Source organism: Mesorhizobium sp. M0227, assembly GCF_040321855.1.
In the GTDB taxonomy this organism is placed as follows: domain Bacteria; phylum Pseudomonadota; class Alphaproteobacteria; order Rhizobiales; family Rhizobiaceae; genus Mesorhizobium.
Window position 1 is genome coordinate 41,462 of sequence record NZ_JAMYSJ010000002.1, and the last position, 16,612, is coordinate 58,073.

Below are 16,612 nucleotides of genomic sequence, written 5' to 3' on the forward strand. Positions count from 1 at the left end.
CGCGGCGAGGCTCCGGTGTCGCTATCGCCTCTTTTTGTCGAGAAAGCCTTCGGCGACCTGCCCGGCTGGGGAGATGACGACCATTCGGCGGCTTTCGCCGCCTTTCGCCGCTCGGCCTTCCATGTCCTGACCAAACCCTATCGCAGTGGTGCGCTCGGCATAGACTTCGACGCCTTTGCCGATGCCTACGCCAAGGCCCGGACCGTTTCGCCGGCGAATCAGTCGCCGACCCGCGGGGAAGCCCGCGCCTTCTTCGAGCGCCATTTCGTCCCGGCGCTTATCCCCGCCGAACATGCCGGCGCCGGGCTCGTCACTGGTTTCTATGAGCCGCAGGTCGAGGCGTCACCGGTGCGCACGGATCGGTTTTCGGTGCCGTTGCTGTCGCGCCCGGCCGATCTCGTCGATATCGACGAGAGCAACCGGCCGCCCGGCCTGGATCCCTACCTCGCTTTCGCGCGCCAGACGCCGAGCGGGCCGGTCGAGTATCCCGACCGTGGCGAGATCGAGCGTGGCGCGCTCGACGGCAAGGGTCTGGAAATCGCCTGGCTGGCCGACAAGGTCGATGCCTTCTTCATTCACGTGCAAGGTGCCGCACGCCTCGCCATGACCGACGGCCGGCTTGTCCGCGTCACCTATGCCGCCAAATCCGGCCAGCGCTTCACCGGATCCGGCAAGATCTTGAGCGAGCTTGGCGAGATCCCGCTGGAGAAGGTGACGATGCAGTCGATCCGCGCCTGGTTCAAGGCGCATCCGGGCCGCGTCGACGAGATCCTGCGGCAGAACCGCTCTTACATCTTCTTCCGCGAGGCCGATGTCGAGGACGCGGCCCTTGGCCCGATCGCCGCCGCCAAGGTGCCGCTGACGCCGGGCCGCTCGATCGCCGTCGACCGCTTGCTGCATACATTCGGCACGCCTTTTTACATCGACGCACCGACGCTGACTGCTTTCGACGCAGAACCGTTCCGCCGGCTGATGATCGCGCAGGACACCGGCTCGGCCATCACCGGGTCCGCGCGGGGCGACCTGTTCGCCGGTTCGGGCGATGCCGCGGGCGAGATCGCCGGCGTGGTCCGCAATGCCGCGGATTTTTATGCGCTGATCCCGCGCGCGCTCGTTGCAGGTGCGGTCCGATGACCCGGCGCCCGGACAAGCTCAGCGAGGACGACCGGGTTCTGTGGAACCTGGTGGCGCGCACGGCCAAGCCGCTGAAGGGCAAATTTGCCGTCGACATCCCTGAAATCCCTGCCGAGGTCAGGCCAAGTCAGCCGCAACCGGTTCAGCCCATGGCCAATCCCGGGGCAGCCAAACCAAAGACGCAGCATGTCGCGCATGCGCTCGACGAACCGACCTTGGACAAGCTGTCGAAGGGCCGGCTGCCGATCGAGGGCCGCGTCGATCTGCACGGCCTGACCCAGGACGAGGCCTATTCGCTGCTGTTTTCATTCCTGCACCGGGCGCATGCCGGCGGCGTCCGCTATGTCCTGGTCATCACCGGCAAGGGCTCGTCCTCCGGCGGCGATGGCGTGTTGCGGCGCGCGGTACCGGCCTGGCTGTCGACGCCCGCCTTCCGGCCGCTGGTCTCCAGCCACGACCATGCCGCCCGCAATCATGGCGGTTCGGGTGCGCTCTATATCCGCCTGCGGCGGGCGCGCCTGTGAGGAGCTCTATCATGAGGGTGGGGACATGACCCCGTTCGGAGAGAAGCTGCGGACGCTTAGGAGCGAACGCGGTGTCCGCCAGAAGGACATGGCGGCGGCGATCGGCGTCAGCGCCGCCTATCTGTCGGCGCTCGAACATGGCAGGCGCGGTGCCCCGACCTGGACGCTGATCCAGAAGATCATCGGCTATTTCAACATCATCTGGGACGATGCCGAGGAACTGGCGCGGCTGGCCGAGGCCTCGCATCCGCGTGTTAAACTCGACACGTCGGGTCTTTCCCCCGCCGCCACCGAGCTTGCCAATCTGCTGGCGGAAAACATCGAGAAACTCGACGAAGCCGAGCTTCGCCGCATCACCGCATCGATCCGCGCGGCGTTAAACCAGCGGCCGTAGTCCGACGATCCGAGCGTGATGCAAGTTCGCCTGCTTCAGAAGGAAACTGCCCGCCGGCGGAGCGCCAGCGGGCACAGTGGTGAGATCATTTCTTGCCGGCCGTGCCGCCATTTCCGCCCCGGCCGTGATCGCCATTTCCGCCATGGCCATTGTTTCCGCCGCCCAGGCAGTCCGACGCCCCGGCATCACCGCAACAGCGGCCGGCCCAGAGATCGTTGAGGTTGGTTTTGGCACAGCTGGTGGTGGTCTGATCGGCCATGGCGGATCCGGCCATGCTCGACACCGCGAGAGCGGCAAGAAGGGTGTTTCGCAGAAAAGCAGTCATCTGAAGTCTCCATGGTTGGTTTCGGTTCACGGCTGTGTGTCGCTGGCCGGAGCGAAATGGTTCACGGAGAGATGCGAGATTATTAGAGGATGCGCGCGGCGCCAAGGATCGCCGATGCCGCCCTGTTCGTGCAGAAGCTACTGCACCGCGCCGACCAGAACCTGCTGGCCACCGCGGATCGAGACCCAGCGGCCGGTGTTGTCGATCGCCTGCCGCTTGAGGAAGCGGTAACCGGTCGCGTCCCATGGTTTGACCTTGTCGGTCAGATTGTCGAGCACATAGTCGCCCTCGTCGGTGCGCACCGTCAGCACGGCGTGACCCTCGCCGTCGGGCTTGCGCACGACGGTGATCAGAAGATCGGCAAGCGAGATGCTCATGCGCGAAAGCTGGCGCCGCTTTTCCAGCACATAGTCCTCGCAATCGCCGACGCCCTTGTCGGGATAGGCCCAGACCTCGTCCTTGCCGTAGATATCCATGTCGCTCATCGGCTTGACGGCGGCGTTGACCCTGGCGGTGACATTGAGAAGCTTGCGCATCAGCCCGTCGCTCATCGTGGCCGGCGCCAGATTGGTCGGGCGGATCGAGCATTCGCCCGGATGCAGCTTGCAGAAATCATAGTGGCCGATCGGCTGCGAGGTGAGCCCCCCGGTCGCCATCGCTCCACCCGCAAAAGCCGGTGCCGCCCAGCCCGCCGTCATTGCCAGCCCGGCCGCCACATACACGCGCAGCCGTCGCGCCATCGATGAGGAAATCATTGTCCCCGCTCACCCTTTGTTATTAACGAAAGGTTAAGGGGGATTTACAGTCCGTGTCAATTACGACGACGGTCGGATTGTCGGCATGGTTACCCGAGGGGCTGGACAGCGGCACTTGTGCAACAGAATCGGCCAGCCAGCCGGCTTTTACCGTTCAATTTCACGGTTTATCGCCGTTAAGCTTGGTTTATGCAGGTCATCGTCCCAAAACCCGCAATTTTGGGCGGCCTTGCATTATCTCTTGGCGGCGCGGACCAGCTTCGGTTTCACCGCGACACGCTCCTGGCGGCCATAGCTGGTGATGAAGTCGACGATGCGCGGCACGATTTCGGAACGGAAGCGCGAACCGTTGAACACGCCGTAATGGCCAACCGCCGGCTGCATGTAGTGGGCATGCCTGTCTGCCGGGATGTTGGGGCACAGATCATGCGCCGCCTTGGTCTGGCCAAGGCCCGATATGTCGTCGTTTTCGCCTTCGACCGTGAACAGCGCGACGTTGCGGATCGCCGACGGATCGATCCTGGTGCCGCGATGCGTCATCTCGCCCTTGGGCAAGGCCTGGCGCACGAAGACCGTGTCGACGGTCTGCAGATAAAACTCCGCCGTCAGGTCCATGACAGCAAGATACTCGTCGTAGAAACCACGGTGCTTCTCGGCATTGTCGCCATCATGCTTCACCAGATGCATGAAGAAGTCCTTGTGGGCGATGATGTGGCGGTCGAGGTTCATGCTCATGAAGCCGGACAGCTGCAGGAAGCCTGGATAGACCTCGCGGCCGAAGCCCGGCACCGGCCAGGGCGCATGCATCACGACATTGTCGCGGAACCAGTCGATGCCCTTTTCCTGCGCCAGCAGATTGACCGCGGTCGGGTTGCTGCGGGTGTCGATCGGGCCGCCCATCAAGGTCATGGTCGAGGGCACGAAGGGGTCGCCCTTCGTTTCCATCAGCGCCACGGCGGCCAGCACCGGCACGGAAGGCTGGCACACCGCCATCACATGCGTGTCCGGCCCCAGCGTGTGCAGCATGTCGATGACGTAGTCGATGTAGTCATCGAGATCGAATTGGCCGTCGGCAAGCGGCACCATGCGGGCATCGACCCAGTCGGTGATGTGCACGTCGGCATAGGGCAGCATGGCTTCGACCGTGCCGCGCAGCAGCGTCGCATAGTGGCCCGACATCGGCGCCACGATCAGAAGCTTCGGATCGGGCTTGCGTCCGGCGGGGACCGTGCGCTCGAAGCGGACGAGATTGCAGAACGGCTTCGACCAGACGGTCTTTTCAGTGACCTCAACGCTCTTCCAGTCGACCACGGTCTTGGTCAGGCCGAAGGTCGGCTTGCCGTAGCGGCGCGTGGTGCGCTCGAACAGTTCGGCCGTCGCCGCGATCGAACGGCCCCATTGCGTGTGGGAAAACGGATTGAGTGGATTGGAGTAGAACATCCGCACCGCGTCGGCATAGAGGCGCGCCGGCTGCAGGGCCGCGTGGTTCATCTCATAGAGCTGGTAGAACATCGAGAACCCCGCTGCTGCCTGCGACCGAAGGGACGACGAGCCGCGCCGAGCCCTAGATGTCTCGCGGGGAAGTTAACAACTAATTGCTGCGATGCAATACGTCACGCGGCGTGACCAATGCTTCTTTGGTTCAAGACCGTGGAAATCGGGGCCGAACGGTGCCAGCCGGCTCAGTGTGCGACTGCGAAATGTGTAGGCAATGTGTCCGGCCTATGTTGCCGGACACAGAAAACTCTAGACGCGCGCCATGCACACGGAAGTATGGCCGGAGCCGATGAAGCCGAGCTGGCCGGCCGCACCCTTCGACAGGTCGAGCACGCGTCCCTTGATGAACGGACCGCGATCGTTGATGCGCACGACGACGCTGCGGCCGTTGTTCTTGTTGGTCACCCTGAGCTTGGTGCCGAAAGGCAAGGTGCGATGCGCGGCGGTCAGCGCTGACGGGTTCATGCGCTCGCCCGATGCGGTCTTGGAGTGCAGGGCGTACCATGAGGCGCGGCCGCACTGGGCGGCGGCGGTCGCCGAAGAAGCGCCGACCATGAGGCCAGCAGCGATCGTTACCGCGACAAGCGCGGTCTGTTTTGGGTTCTTCATATTTGGGGGATGGCTCCGTTTTTGACAGACCCCAGCCGTTAGGTGCCAAATAAGGCGCGAAATGCGGCAGTCATCTGGCGGTTCCGTGGCAATGGCACACGTTTGGAGTCGCTGAGTAACAGTCTGTCAGGGATTTTCCGCCGCGCGATGATCAATCAATGATGATCTTTGTCCTGCTGCCAGGCATCCGTTTGACAAGATCGAACATTAATATCCAAGTAGAGTCCGGCACGGACGGGCCACTTCCTTCGGCTCTTTTATCGCGGCCCCGATGCTGCAGCCAATCGACTTCAAAAGGGAGATCCTGCAATGAGGCTGACGAAAAATCTGCTGGCGTTGATTGTGCTTGCCGTCGGCGCGCTGTGGTCGCTGCAAGGCATCGGCGTGGTCGGCGGCAGCTTCATGACCGGCCAGTCGCAATGGCTCTATATCGGCGTCGTCACCATGCTGGTCGGGCTGGTGGGATTGGTGTGGGCGAACCGGTAGGGGTGTGAGCTGTAGAACGAGGGGCGGCGATCTGTGGCGCCCCCCTCTGCCCTACCGGGCATCTCCCCCTCGAGGGGGGAGATTGGCCGTCATCACTGCTTTCGCTAATCTTCATCATTGAAAGAGGGCAGCGAGGCCGAAGCTGCTAATCTCCCCCCTCGAGGGGGAGATGCCCGGTAGGGCAGAGGGGCGCGCTGTCCCGCCGACGCCTCCAAATGTTGTATATCGTCAAAAAGCTACCCGAACAGCCGATCCAGAATCTTGCCCTCCAGCCGGGCCAACTCCACCGAACCGCGCCGGCGCGGCCGTTCCACGGGCACATCCAGATCAAGTGCGATCCGGCCTTCGCTGATCACCACGACCCGGTCGGCCAGCGCGACCGCTTCGGCGACATCATGCGTGACCAGCACAGCCGTGAACTTCTGCGCGATCCAGATGCGTTCCAGAAGCTGCTGCATCTCGATGCGGGTCAGGGCGTCGAGTGCGCCGAGCGGCTCGTCGAGAGCCAGGATCTGCGGGTGGCCGACCAGCGCGCGGGCCAGCGCCACGCGCTGCTTCTGACCTCCGGACAGCACCGAAGGCCATTCGTCGGCCCGATCGGCAAGCCCGACCTCGCCGAGAATGTCGGGCGCGCGTTGCCTTGCCTCCGCGCCGGAAGCAATCCCGGTCAGCCCGACCTCGACGTTTTTCACCACGCTGGCCCAGGGCAGGAGCCGTGGCTCCTGGAACATGAAGCGCGTGCGGCTGTGTCCTTCCTCTGCCACGCCGAATGTCAGCGATCCCGATGTCGGCCGGTCGAGCCCGGCCAGAAGCCGCAAAAGCGTGCTCTTGCCGCAGCCGCTCTTGCCGATGACGGCAAGGAACTGCCCGGCCGGCACGTCCAGGTCGATGCCGTCGAGCACGGTCTTGTCGCCGAAGCGCTTGCCGGCTTGCCTGAAGGCAAAGGCCCGCTGCCCTTCGACGGAGCCGATCGGCCGCACCGGCGTGGCGACGAAGGAACGGGCTGCGGTCAGGCTGGCGGCGGTCATGGGCAATCTCTCATCCGTTCTGGAAGGCCGGATGCCAGCCGAGCGACAGCCGCTCGAGCAGGCGGGCGAGGCTGTCGGCGAGCTTGCCGAGCAGCGCGTAGATCAGGATCGACAGCACGACGACGTCGATCAGCAGGAATTCGCGCGCCTGCATGGCCATGTAGCCGAGGCCGGAGCTGGCCGAGATGGTTTCGGCGACGATCAGCGTCAGCCACATGATGCCCAGGGCATAGCGCAGGCCGACGAAGATCGCCGGCAGCGCGCCGGGCAGGATGACGCGGAAGAACAGGGCGCGTCGGTCCATGCCGTAGACGCGGCCCATCTCGACCAGCTGCGGGTCGACGCTCTGGATGCCGAGCAGCGTGTTGACGTAGATCGGAAAGAACACGCCAAGCGCCACCAGGAACAGTTTGGCTTCCTCGTCGATGCCGAACCACAGGATGACCAGCGGGATCAGCGCCAGGTGCGGGATGTTGCGGATCATCTGCAGCGTCGTGTCGGTCAGGCCGCGGCTGAGCGTCGACAGCCCGTTGGCAAGGCCAAGCGCAAAGCCGATCGAGCCGCCGACGGCAAAGCCGGCAAGGGCGCGCGCGGTCGAGACCCCGATGTTGCGGATCAGTTCGCCTGACAGCGTCAGCCGCCAGAAGGCTTCGGCCACCGCGCTCGGCGCCGGCAGCACGTTGGCGGGCATGACGCCCGCGCGGCTGGCAACCTCCCAGCCGGCAATAACCAGCGCCGGGAGCAGCCAGCCTATGGCATTGTTATGCAGGCGTGTGGAAAAGCTCATGACGAAGCCTGCAGGCGGTTGGCGCCATGGAAGCCGACCGAGAATTCGTTGGCGATGTTCTCATGCGCCCGCTGCCGCCTGGTGCCGAGCCCGAGTTTCGGGAACAGAAGCTCGGCGACGCGATAGGCTTCCTCGAGATGCGGATAACCCGAGCCGATGATGGTATCGATGCCGATCGCCTGGTATTCCCGGATGCGCTCGGTGATCTGTTCGGGCGTGCCGACCAGCGCCGTGCCGGCGCCGCCGCGCACCAGCCCGACACCGGCCCACAGATTGGGCGAGACGACCAGCCTGTCACGGCGTCCGCCATGCAATTGCGCCATACGGCGCTGACCGACCGAATCCATCTGGTTGAGGAAGCGCGCCTGCGCATTTTCGATCTGGGCGTCGGTGACATGGCTGATCAGCCGTTCGGCGGCGCGCCAGGCTTCGTCCTCGGTCTCGCGGACGATGAAATGCAGCCTGATGCCGAAACGTAGTTTTCTGCCGCGCAGTGCCGCTTTTGCGCGCGCCGCGGCCAGCTTCTCGGCAACCTGCGCCGGCGGCTCGCCCCAGGTCAGATACATGTCGACGAGGTCGGCGGCGAGTTCCTGGCCTGCGTCCGACGACCCGCCGAAATAGAGCGGCGGCCGCTCCTGGTGCGGCAGAAGGTCGAGGCGGCCACTCTCGACGCGGTAATATTTGCCGTCGAAATTGACCCGCTCGCCCGACACCAGGCCGCGCCAGATGGTCAGGAACTCATGCGCCTGGGCATAGCGCTCGTCATGCGGCAGGAAGACGCCGTCGCCGGCGAGCTCGGTCGGATTGCCGCCGACCACGACATTGAGCAGCAGGCGGCCATTGCTCAAGCGATCGAGGGCGGCGGTCTGGCGCGCGGCGAAAGTCGGCAGCGTGACGCCCGGCCGCAGCGCAACGAGAAACTTCAGCTTTTCGGTCAGCGCCGCGAGACCTGTCGCGGTGATCCAGGAATCCTCGCAGTTCTGACCCGTGGGCAGCAGCACGCCGGGAAAGCCGAGCCGGTCGACCGCCTGCGCGATCTCCTTGAAGTAGCCGAATTCGGGCGGCCGCTGCTGCTCCTCGGAGCCGAGATAAGAACCGTCGCCATGCGTCGGGATGAACCAGAAGAAATCGAGCGGTGCGGTGCTGGCAGGCGCGGTCATGTCTGGCACAGTCACGGGCGGATCTCCTGGAGATATGGGTGCAAACGCAAAGGGCGCCGGGCGTTCTCACCCGGCGCCGTCAGGGGACAAGTTAGTTGCCGGGTGCTGTCCACACCGCGTCGGAGATGCGGACCGCTTTCGGGATCAGCCCGAGCTTATAGAAGCGGTCGGCGGTGGCCTGCTGGCCGGCGATGATCTCGTCGGTGATCGGAAAGATGCCGAACTTGGTGCGGTTGGCGGCGATGATCTGCGCGTCGAGCGGCACACCGGTCACCTCATGCAGCGCCGCGGCCACCTTGTCTCGGTTCTGGTCGGCCCATTTCGCCGCCTCGCCAAGGGCCGATATCGTCGTGGCGATGGTTTCGGGGTGCGCCTTGGCGAAATCCTTGTTGGCGAGGAAGTAGGTGTTGACCTTGAGCACCTCGCTGGAGCGGGCCAGCACACGCGGCTGGTAGCGGGTTTCGGCGATGGCGAAGAACGGATCCCAAACGCTCCAGGCATCGATCTGGTCGCTGGCGAAGGCTGCGGCCGCATCCGCCGGGCTGAGATACACCGGCGTGATCTGGTCGAACGGAATACCGGCCTTTTCCAGTGCGGCGACAAGCAGATTATGCGCGCTGGTGCCCTTGCCGACACCGACGCGCTTGCCCTTGAGGTCGGCGACCGACTGGATCGGCGACGCCGGCTTGACGAAGATCGCCTCGCCGTCGCCATTCGACGGCAGCGCCGCCGCATAGACGATGTTGGCGCCGGCCGACTGGCCGAAGATCGGCGGTGCGTCGCCGGTCCAGCCGACATCGATGGCGCCGACATTGAGCGCCTCGACCAATGGCGGCCCGGCGGTGAACTCGACCCATTTGACCGTCACGCCCTTGTCTTCAAGTGCCTTTTCGATCACCTGCTGCTGCCTGGCGATCACCGGCAGGCCGGTCTTCTGATAGCCGATGCTGAGCTGCTTCAGCTCCTGCGCTGTGGCGCCGGATGACAGGACAACCGTAGCCGCCAGCAGGCCGATGCCGAAAACACGTCTCGTCAGATTGAAAGGCTTGGTCAGATTGAACATTGATCCCTCTCCTTCGCTGCGGATCGGCGCCGGGAAATGGCCTCGCCGGTTGGAAGATGGATCAGGCTAGGTAGTTCTATAAATTTAGTAGAGGAATAATTTTGCGAGATGGACTTGAAGAGCGGATTTGTTTTCTGCGGGCAGCCCCAGCTTTCGTCATTCTAGGGCGAAGCAAGGAGCGAAGCGACGCGGCGCAGACCCTAGGATCCATGCCGTGACGGTGATGCTATGCTCCGGCGGTGCAAGGAACCGAGCGCCGACCAGCCGGTTCCACGAAAGAGCTCGAACCACTCCGGATTGGCCCTCTCGATCAGTTCGATCTTCCATTGTCGTGGCCAGCGCTTCAGTGATTTCTCACGTTGGATGGCGTCGGTAATGTCGAAATACTCTTCGTACCAGACAAGGCGTTGCACGCCGTAGCGACTGGTAAAGCCTGAGCCTTGGCCGGACTTGTGCTCGGGTACGCGGCGGCCGAGGTCGTTGGTGACACCGATGTAGATCGTACCGCGCTTCTGACTCGCGGTCATGTAGGCATAGCCGGTCATGGTTGAAGGGTAGCCCGCGTGAGTTGGCGTGCAAAGCGACATTTCTGATCCGCCGCATTCTACGACCACCGTCACGGCATGGATCCTAGGGTCTGCGCCGCGTCGCTTCGCTCCTTGCTTCGCCCCAGGATGACGAAGCTTAAGTTAAGCCGTCTTCGTGAGACAAGTCGTGCCCCGCCCCCTTCACTGCGACCAATACTGCCAAGCCCAGTAAAAACTCTCGTCGCGTGGCGGCAGGCGGTCGCGCTCGGCGTCCCAGCGGACCGGCGTTGGCGATTTCAGTTGCTGTTCAAGCGGCTGGCTTTCCCTGGTCCAGGCGAGAAGCCAGTTACCGGCTTGGGCGAACAGCACGGCGGTGGAATGGGTCATCGTCATTCTCCTGCTCCTCTGGGCTTCGATCATTCGCGTCCCGCCCACGGGACGAGCACGCGCTCGATCCTGCGGATGGTGAATTCGAGCACGAAGGCGATGGCCGCGATCACCAATATGCCCATCACCACCACGTCGGTGACGAGGAACTGGGCGGCCGACTGGATCATGAAGCCAAGCCCGCGTGTCGCCGCCACCAGTTCGGCGGCGACCAGCGTCGACCAGCCGGCGCCGAGCGCGATGCGCAGTCCGGTCAGGATCGACGGCAGCGCGCTGGGCAGAATGACGTGGCGGACCACTTGGCGCTGGGTAGCACCCAGCGAGCGCGCCGCGTTGATGCGCTCCTGCGAGACGCCGCGAACGCCGGACGCGGTCGACAGCGCCACCGGCGCCAGCATGGCAATGGCGATCACCAGGATCTTGGACGGTTCGCCGATGCCGAACCAGATGATGACCAGCGGCAGGTAGGCGAGCGGCGGGATCGGCCGCAGGAATTCCAGCAGCGGATCGAAGATGCCGCGCCCGATCGTGCTGATGCCGATGGCGAGCCCAACCGGCACGCCGATGAGGATGGCGGCGACCAGCGCGGCGAATACCCGCCACAGGCTGGCGACGGCATGCTGCAGCAGCGTCGCATCGACGAAGCCGTCACGAGCGACGGTGATGAACTTGTTCCACACGGCGGCAGGCGATGGCAGAAACACTGGCGACACCAGTTGCAGGCGGGCCGACAGCGCCCACAGCGCCAGCACCACCAGGATGGTGACAGCGCTGACCGCGCGGGCCGAAACGCCTTTGCGCTTAGGGCTGGGGCGCGACCATGGCACCGACAGGCCGTCGGCCTCGTCGATCTTGTGTCCCGGTCGCTCCGTGTAGGAAGTAACGGTCATGCCGCTTCTCCTTCGAAGATCGCGTCGGTCAACCCGCCGCGCGCCGCCGCAAAAGCCGGATCGGCCTTGATGGTGCGGATGGGTTCACCCGATCCGTAGCGCCTGGAGAAGCCGGGTTCAAAAGTCCGCACCACGCGGCCCGGACCGGGCGCCAGCACGACGATGCGGGTGGCCAGCACCAGCGCCTCCTCGATGCCATGCGTCACCATCAGCACGCCGACCTCGCTTGCCGTCCACAGATCGAGCAGCGTCGTCTGCATGCGTTCGCGCGTCAGCGCATCGAGCGCGCCGAGCGGTTCGTCGAGCAGCAGGAATTCGGGTTCGGCGGCGAGCGCCCGGGCCAGGCCGACGCGCTGCCGCATGCCGCCGGAAAGCTCCCAGATGCGCTTGTCGCCGGCGTCGGTGAGCTTCACCAGCGCCAGCAACTCATCGGCGCGCTGGGCCCGCTCGGCTGGCCTGACACCGCGCAGCCTGAGCGCGAAGGCAACGTTTTCGCGCGCCGTCAGCCATGGGAACAAAGCATCGTTCTGGAACACCACCGCCCGGTCCGAGCCCGGCGCGGTGATCGGCTTGCCGTCGATGGAAGCCGTACCTCGCGCCGGCGCGACAAGGCCGGCGGCGACGTTGAGCAGCGAGGTCTTGCCGCAGCCGGAACGGCCCACCAGCACGACGAAATCGCCCTTGGCGACATCGATCGACACCCGTTCGACGGCAGGCTCCGCCTGGCCGTCATAGTGGATCGAGACCTTGTCCAGTACGAGATGGGGGTCGAGCACGAGATGCGGCATGGATACCTCGCCGATTTTGAAGCAAATCCGACTGCCCCGAAACCGCTCCTCGTCAGCGGTTCCGGGGCAGGCAGCACGCGGCGTCAGGGAAGAAGATCCGCGCGCGTTCGTTTGGCGTCAGGCGTTCAGTTCGAGGCAAGCGCCTCGGTGACGTATTTCGACGACACGTATTTGGAATAATCGGGAAGCACGGCGTCGATCTTGCCTTGCTCCTTGAGGAAGGCGGATGTTGCTTCCACCGCCTTGACCGTGCCGCCGCCGAGGAACTTGTCCGAAGCCTGCTCTTCGAGCGTCGGGAAGACATAGCCCTTGAGCAGCTGCGGCACCTCTTCCAGCTTGGCGCCGGTGATCTTGGCGATCGCGGCCGCCTGTGGCGACGACACCGACCAGGCGTCGGGCTTGGCGAGGAACTCGGCATAGGCGGTGCCCGTCACCTTGACGAAGTCGCGCACTGCCTCAGGGTTCTTTTCGGCGAAGTCGGTGCGCACGATCCAGGCGTCGAAGGTCGGCGCGCCCCAGGCGGCGACCTGCGAGGAATCCACCACCACCTTGCCGGTCGTCTTGATCTGGCCGAGCGCCGGATCCCAGACATAGGCCGCGTCGATATCGCCGCGGGAAAAGGCCGCCGCGATTTCCGGTGGCCGCAGATTGAGGATCTCGACCGACTTCGGATCGACGCCCTCGTGCTTCAGCGCGGCGAGCAGGCTGTAATGCGTCGTCGAGACGAAGGGCACGGCGACCTTCTTGCCGGCGAGGTCGGCGACCCCAGCGATGCCGGCGCCGTTGCGCGCCACCAGCGCCTCGGATTCGCCGATCAGGCCGACGATAAAGATGGTCTGGATCGGCAGCTCGCGGCTCGCCGCCGCCGCCAGCGGGCTCGAGCCGACATAGCCGATATCGACCGAACCGGAAGCGACCGCGGCGATGACATCGGCGCCGGAATCGAATTTGCGCCAGTCGATGGTGGCCTTCGTCGCCTCTTCATAGGCGCCGTCGGCCTGCGGCACTTTCGAAGGCTCGACTACCGTTTGATAGCCGATGGTGATCTTGAGGTCGTCGGCAAGGGCCGGGCCGAGGAAGGCGGCGCCGGCCAGTGCGGCGGACGAGAGAAGAACAATGCGTCGCGAAATGGTGGACATGAAGGGCTCCTGAAAAGAGAAAAACCGGAATGCCCTATGATAGTCAGCTAATTCTATTGCTCTTGTAGAGTTAAATCCTTCCAACCAAGGCGAGCTTGTTAGAAAAAAGCTGTCGGTGCTGGGTGGCGAAGCGGATGTGGCGGCTGCAAGCGATCTCCTGGCTTGATCCAAGCCGTGACGTTGGGGGCTCGGCTACTGTCCGAAGTCTTCCGATGTCGGCGGGACAGCACCCCCTCTGGCCTGCCGGCCATCTCCCCCGCAAGGAGGGAGATCGCTGTCATCCCGGCTTTCGCCAATCGCCATCGTTGCAGGTGTTGAACCTACGGTGGATCTGCCAATCTCCCCCCTTGCGGGGGAGATGCCCGGCAGGGCAGAGGGGGGTGCTGTCCTGCCAGCGTCCGGCAAGGTTCTGCACGCACCAACGCTCGAAGGAATGGCATGACCTCGATCGCGAACGAGAATTCCTAGTCTTGCCCCTGTCAGGCAAATCCATACCCAAAAAAGCCATGGATTCGAAAACACCTTCCACAGTGCTCCAGCATAAGTATAGTATTCTTATCGACATGAGAGAGTTGGAGTCGGCGATGAGCGGCCACCACATCACCATGATCGCTCGCGGCATGGATCGGCTTTCGCCGTCGCGTCAGTCGATGCCGACCACATCCGGCCCTGGAGGACCATTTTGCCATCCCACTGCTCTCAAAGGGCATTTTTGTGCTTTCGAGGGCACAAGGTCGGGCTAAAATGGCCACAGCGGCTTGAAAACGAAGCAAAATCAACGGTTCTCGGCTTGTACATCATGTCACTAGAATTTATGTGTCATGCGGGCTTGGACGCGGCGGCAACGCACGCCAGGCGTTTTGCAACCGATGGTTCCACGCCGTCGCATGACAGAGAAATTTTGATCTCATGCTCACGAAAAAGGGCAAGTACGGCCTCAAGGCGCTCGTCCATCTCGCGCAATTGCCGGCCGGGCAGCTTGCCTTCGTCAACGACATCGCCACCGGCAACAACATCCCGAAGAAATTTCTCGACGCCATCCTGGGCGAGTTGCGCAATGCCGGCTTCGTCCAGAGCCGCAAGGGCAAGGATGGCGGCTATCGCCTGGCGCGCCCCGCCGACGAGATCAAGGTCGGCCATGTCGTGCGCGTCCTCGACGGTCCGCTGGCGCCGATCCCCTGCGCCAGCCGCACCCAGTACCAGCGCTGTGAAGATTGCAACGAGGCGACATGCCAAGTCCGACATCTGATGCTCGAGGTCCGGCAGGCGATCGCCGAGGTGCTCGATCAGCGCAGCCTCGCGGAAATGCGCGACATCGTCCTCGACGACCTATCGGTCGCGAAGCGCATCGACGACCTGCCGGTTGCGAGGGACATCGGCGATCTGCCGGTCGCGGTGAAGGTCCAGGCCTGACACTGGCGCTGCGCAGAGCGAAGGCATGCCTATGACCGGGCGCGCCAACTCCATCATCATTGTCGGCGGCGGCGCCAGCGGCGTCGTGCTGGCCGCGCATCTCCTGAAGTCTCCCAATCCCGACCTGCGCGTCACGCTGATCGAAAGGCGCCCGCATTTCGGCCAGGGCATCGCCTATTCGACGCTGCTGTCGGCGCATGTCTTGAATGTCAGCGCCGCCGGCATGAGCGCCTATGCCGACGATCCTGGCAATTTCTGGCGCTGGCTGCAGGAGCGCGGCCTGGCAACGGCCGAGCAGGCGCCCTTCTATGCGCCGCGCAGCATCTATGCCCGTTACCTCGGCGAATTGCTCGACGAGCTGCAGGCGCGCGAAAAGCAGACCGGGCGGCTTCGGCTGATCCGCGAGGAAAGCCTCTCGATCACGCCCACCGCATCCGGTGTCGAAGTGGCGCTGGCCAACGGCACCAGCGTCGTTGCGCATCTCGCCGTGCTGGCCACCGGCCACGACGAGGAGCCGGCGCAAGGCCATGCCGTCAGGATGGGGTCGGAAGCCGACACAGCACTTCCCCCCGACGCCGGCGTCATGGTGCTGGGCACCGGCCTCAGCATGGTCGATGCCTTCCTGGCGCTCGAGCAGCGCGGCCATCGCGGCGACATCATAGCTGTGTCGCGGCGCGGCCTGCTGCCCTCGCCGCATCGTAAGGGCAATCCGATCAAGCTCGACGTCGCCGACATTCCGCTCGGCACGCAGCTCTCCTATTTCGTCGGCTGGTTCCGCGACCTGATCAAGGAAAACCAGAAGGCCGGCATCGACTGGCGCGACGTCGTCGACGGCCTGCGGCCGTTCAACCAGAAGATCTGGCAGAACTGGCCGGCTTCCGCCAAGCGCCGCTTCGTCGAGCACACCAAGGCCTGGTGGGACATCCACCGCCATCGCATGGCGCCCGAGGTCTACGCCCGCGTCACCGAAGCCGTGCGGTCCGGCCGCATCCGCCTGGTCGCCGGCCGCGTCGTCGACATCGCGCGCAACGGCGAATTCACCGTCCAGGTCCAGTCGCGCCACACGCAGCGCCTCGAGACCTTCGAGGTCGCCCGCATCTATGATTGCTCTGGTATCGTCAGGGACATCTCGACCTCGTCGAACAGCGTCGTGCGCTCGCTGGTCGACCGCGGCCTGGCACGGCCGGATCCGCTGCGCATCGGCCTCGATGTATCGGCCAAATGCGAGATCATCGCCGGCGACGGAACCGTCTCGGCCAAGATCCTCGCCGTCGGCCCGCTGACGCGCGGCACCTTCTTCGAGATCGACGCCATTCCAGATATTCGCGTGCAGTGTGCGAGGCTGAGCAAGCAGTTGTTGGGTTGAAGCAGAACCTTTGATGCCGGCGGGACAGCACCCCCCTCTGTCCTGCCGGACATCTCCCCCGCAAGGGGGGAGATTGGCAGCTTCACTTTTGGCACGTTCTCTTCAGCGTTGGAGATTGGCGAAACCGGCGGCGACATCCGATCTCCCCCCTTGCGGGGGAGATGGCCGGCAGGCCAGAGGGGGGTGTGACGGAGTGCTGCGGTAGCGTTTTGTTTGAGACCACAGCCACAACCCGGAATTTCATTCCGCATCTGGCCGGTTGATTGGCACGATCTATCTTCTTTCCGACTGCAAAGGGCTGGAAAAGAGGATACGCTGCCGCCCTGCCTCGAGGCGGTCG

At 64.3% G+C, this 16,612-nt stretch carries 18 protein-coding genes and 1 pseudogene; 6 read left to right on the forward strand and 13 right to left on the reverse strand.

Going from position 1 to position 16,612, the window contains the following annotated elements:
* Positions 1 to 15 precede the first annotated feature (15 nt).
* From mltA to NKJ00_RS03765, 3 genes are read left to right on the forward strand one after another with little or no spacing between them, the layout of a single operon-like run.
* Positions 16 to 1,134 carry a murein transglycosylase A gene (gene mltA, locus NKJ00_RS03755; RefSeq protein ID WP_023813423.1) on the forward strand — a complete coding sequence of 373 codons (1,119 nt, stop codon included), beginning with the start codon at positions 16 to 18 and terminating at the stop codon, positions 1,132 to 1,134.
* Positions 1,131 to 1,658 carry a Smr/MutS family protein gene (locus NKJ00_RS03760; protein ID WP_023813424.1) on the forward strand — a complete coding sequence of 176 codons (528 nt, stop codon included), beginning with the start codon at positions 1,131 to 1,133 and terminating at the stop codon, positions 1,656 to 1,658. Before mltA ends, NKJ00_RS03760 begins: the two co-directional genes overlap by 4 nt.
* 25 nt (positions 1,659 to 1,683) lie before the next feature.
* On the forward strand, positions 1,684 to 2,052 hold the full coding sequence (locus tag NKJ00_RS03765; protein ID WP_352612580.1) for a helix-turn-helix domain-containing protein: 369 nt from the start codon (positions 1,684 to 1,686) through the stop codon (positions 2,050 to 2,052).
* An 85-nt stretch (positions 2,053 to 2,137) separates the two neighbouring features.
* On the opposite strand, the gene NKJ00_RS03770 is transcribed toward NKJ00_RS03765, so the two are convergent.
* The 4 genes from NKJ00_RS03770 to NKJ00_RS03785 form a co-directional block, all read right to left on the reverse strand.
* Entirely contained in the window at positions 2,138 to 2,311 is a 174-nt protein-coding gene (locus NKJ00_RS03770; protein WP_352555704.1) for a hypothetical protein, read from the reverse strand.
* A gap of 203 nt (positions 2,312 to 2,514) precedes the next feature.
* A complete protein-coding gene (locus tag NKJ00_RS03775) occupies positions 2,515 to 3,132 on the reverse strand; it encodes a transglutaminase-like cysteine peptidase (protein ID WP_352612582.1) in 618 nt (205 codons plus the stop codon).
* 234 nt (positions 3,133 to 3,366) lie between these two features.
* Positions 3,367 to 4,644 (reverse strand): polyhydroxyalkanoate depolymerase, encoded by a 1,278-nt coding sequence (locus tag NKJ00_RS03780; RefSeq protein ID WP_352628803.1) that lies wholly within the window; start codon positions 4,642 to 4,644, stop codon positions 3,367 to 3,369.
* Positions 4,645 to 4,878: 234 nt separating this feature from the next.
* A complete protein-coding gene (locus NKJ00_RS03785) occupies positions 4,879 to 5,238 on the reverse strand; it encodes a septal ring lytic transglycosylase RlpA family protein (RefSeq protein WP_023813428.1) in 360 nt (119 codons plus the stop codon).
* A 309-nt stretch (positions 5,239 to 5,547) separates the two neighbouring features.
* Here NKJ00_RS03785 and NKJ00_RS03790 point away from each other — a divergent pair, with 309 nt between their 5' ends.
* Positions 5,548 to 5,724 carry a hypothetical protein gene (locus tag NKJ00_RS03790; protein WP_023813429.1) on the forward strand — a complete coding sequence of 59 codons (177 nt, stop codon included), beginning with the start codon at positions 5,548 to 5,550 and terminating at the stop codon, positions 5,722 to 5,724.
* A 236-nt stretch (positions 5,725 to 5,960) separates the two neighbouring features.
* Here NKJ00_RS03790 and NKJ00_RS03795 read toward each other — a convergent pair whose 3' ends face one another.
* The 9 genes and pseudogenes from NKJ00_RS03795 to tauA form a co-directional block, all read right to left on the reverse strand.
* Positions 5,961 to 6,752 (reverse strand): ATP-binding cassette domain-containing protein, encoded by a 792-nt coding sequence (locus NKJ00_RS03795; protein WP_352628805.1) that lies wholly within the window; start codon positions 6,750 to 6,752, stop codon positions 5,961 to 5,963.
* A gap of 10 nt (positions 6,753 to 6,762) precedes the next feature.
* On the reverse strand, positions 6,763 to 7,539 hold the full coding sequence (locus NKJ00_RS03800) for an ABC transporter permease subunit (RefSeq protein WP_023813431.1): 777 nt from the start codon (positions 7,537 to 7,539) through the stop codon (positions 6,763 to 6,765).
* The gene (ssuD, locus tag NKJ00_RS03805) at positions 7,536 to 8,699 is read right to left on the reverse strand and encodes an FMNH2-dependent alkanesulfonate monooxygenase (RefSeq protein WP_352629068.1); all 1,164 of its coding nucleotides are present in this window, start codon (positions 8,697 to 8,699) and stop codon (positions 7,536 to 7,538) included. Before ssuD ends, NKJ00_RS03800 begins: the two co-directional genes overlap by 4 nt.
* A gap of 91 nt (positions 8,700 to 8,790) precedes the next feature.
* Entirely contained in the window at positions 8,791 to 9,762 is a 972-nt protein-coding gene (locus tag NKJ00_RS03810; RefSeq protein ID WP_352628808.1) for a sulfonate ABC transporter substrate-binding protein, read from the reverse strand.
* Positions 9,763 to 10,022: 260 nt separating this feature from the next.
* Positions 10,023 to 10,307 (reverse strand): annotated as a pseudogene (locus tag NKJ00_RS03815) (GIY-YIG nuclease family protein); the annotation flags it as partial.
* Positions 10,308 to 10,490: 183 nt separating this feature from the next.
* Positions 10,491 to 10,676, reverse strand: coding sequence for a hypothetical protein (locus NKJ00_RS03820; RefSeq protein ID WP_031213663.1), 186 nt, complete (start codon positions 10,674 to 10,676; stop codon positions 10,491 to 10,493).
* Between the two features lie 29 nt (positions 10,677 to 10,705).
* Positions 10,706 to 11,566, reverse strand: coding sequence for an ABC transporter permease subunit (locus tag NKJ00_RS03825; protein WP_352442347.1), 861 nt, complete (start codon positions 11,564 to 11,566; stop codon positions 10,706 to 10,708).
* Complete coding sequence (locus tag NKJ00_RS03830) at positions 11,563 to 12,354, reverse strand: taurine ABC transporter ATP-binding protein (protein ID WP_352442346.1); 792 nt, start codon at positions 12,352 to 12,354, stop codon at positions 11,563 to 11,565. Before NKJ00_RS03830 ends, NKJ00_RS03825 begins: the two co-directional genes overlap by 4 nt.
* Before the next feature lie 125 nt (positions 12,355 to 12,479).
* Positions 12,480 to 13,493: a taurine ABC transporter substrate-binding protein gene (gene tauA / locus NKJ00_RS03835; protein WP_352442345.1), complete on the reverse strand. Its 1,014-nt coding sequence runs from the start codon at positions 13,491 to 13,493 to the stop codon at positions 12,480 to 12,482.
* 909 nt (positions 13,494 to 14,402) lie between these two features.
* Here tauA and NKJ00_RS03840 point away from each other — a divergent pair.
* Positions 14,403 to 14,906 (forward strand): RrF2 family transcriptional regulator, encoded by a 504-nt coding sequence (locus tag NKJ00_RS03840; RefSeq protein ID WP_352442344.1) that lies wholly within the window; start codon positions 14,403 to 14,405, stop codon positions 14,904 to 14,906.
* Positions 14,907 to 14,937: 31 nt separating this feature from the next.
* Positions 14,938 to 16,272: an FAD/NAD(P)-binding protein gene (locus tag NKJ00_RS03845; RefSeq protein WP_352442390.1), complete on the forward strand. Its 1,335-nt coding sequence runs from the start codon at positions 14,938 to 14,940 to the stop codon at positions 16,270 to 16,272.
* The last annotated feature ends 340 nt before the right edge of the window (positions 16,273 to 16,612 follow it).

Bases quoted from the DNA above. Each gene is read 5' to 3' on its own strand.
- NKJ00_RS03760 (WP_023813424.1), top strand. From the start codon at position 1,131: ATGACCCGGCGCCCGGACAAGCTCAGCGAGGACGACCGGGTTCTGTGG.
- NKJ00_RS03765 (WP_352612580.1), top strand. From the start codon at position 1,684: ATGACCCCGTTCGGAGAGAAGCTGCGGACGCTTAGGAGCGAACGCGGT.
- NKJ00_RS03770 (WP_352555704.1), bottom strand. From the start codon at position 2,311: ATGGCCGATCAGACCACCACCAGCTGTGCCAAAACCAACCTCAACGAT.
- NKJ00_RS03775 (WP_352612582.1), bottom strand. From the start codon at position 3,132: ATGATTTCCTCATCGATGGCGCGACGGCTGCGCGTGTATGTGGCGGCC.
- NKJ00_RS03780 (WP_352628803.1), bottom strand. From the start codon at position 4,644: ATGTTCTACCAGCTCTATGAGATGAACCACGCGGCCCTGCAGCCGGCG.
- NKJ00_RS03785 (WP_023813428.1), bottom strand. From the start codon at position 5,238: ATGAAGAACCCAAAACAGACCGCGCTTGTCGCGGTAACGATCGCTGCT.
- NKJ00_RS03790 (WP_023813429.1), top strand. From the start codon at position 5,548: ATGAGGCTGACGAAAAATCTGCTGGCGTTGATTGTGCTTGCCGTCGGC.
- NKJ00_RS03795 (WP_352628805.1), bottom strand. From the start codon at position 6,752: ATGACCGCCGCCAGCCTGACCGCAGCCCGTTCCTTCGTCGCCACGCCG.
- NKJ00_RS03800 (WP_023813431.1), bottom strand. From the start codon at position 7,539: ATGAGCTTTTCCACACGCCTGCATAACAATGCCATAGGCTGGCTGCTC.
- ssuD (WP_352629068.1), bottom strand. From the start codon at position 8,699: ATGACCGCGCCTGCCAGCACCGCACCGCTCGATTTCTTCTGGTTCATC.
- NKJ00_RS03810 (WP_352628808.1), bottom strand. From the start codon at position 9,762: ATGTTCAATCTGACCAAGCCTTTCAATCTGACGAGACGTGTTTTCGGC.
- NKJ00_RS03820 (WP_031213663.1), bottom strand. From the start codon at position 10,676: ATGACCCATTCCACCGCCGTGCTGTTCGCCCAAGCCGGTAACTGGCTT.
- NKJ00_RS03825 (WP_352442347.1), bottom strand. From the start codon at position 11,566: ATGACCGTTACTTCCTACACGGAGCGACCGGGACACAAGATCGACGAG.
- NKJ00_RS03830 (WP_352442346.1), bottom strand. From the start codon at position 12,354: ATGCCGCATCTCGTGCTCGACCCCCATCTCGTACTGGACAAGGTCTCG.
- tauA (WP_352442345.1), bottom strand. From the start codon at position 13,493: ATGTCCACCATTTCGCGACGCATTGTTCTTCTCTCGTCCGCCGCACTG.
- NKJ00_RS03840 (WP_352442344.1), top strand. From the start codon at position 14,403: ATGCTCACGAAAAAGGGCAAGTACGGCCTCAAGGCGCTCGTCCATCTC.
- NKJ00_RS03845 (WP_352442390.1), top strand. From the start codon at position 14,938: ATGACCGGGCGCGCCAACTCCATCATCATTGTCGGCGGCGGCGCCAGC.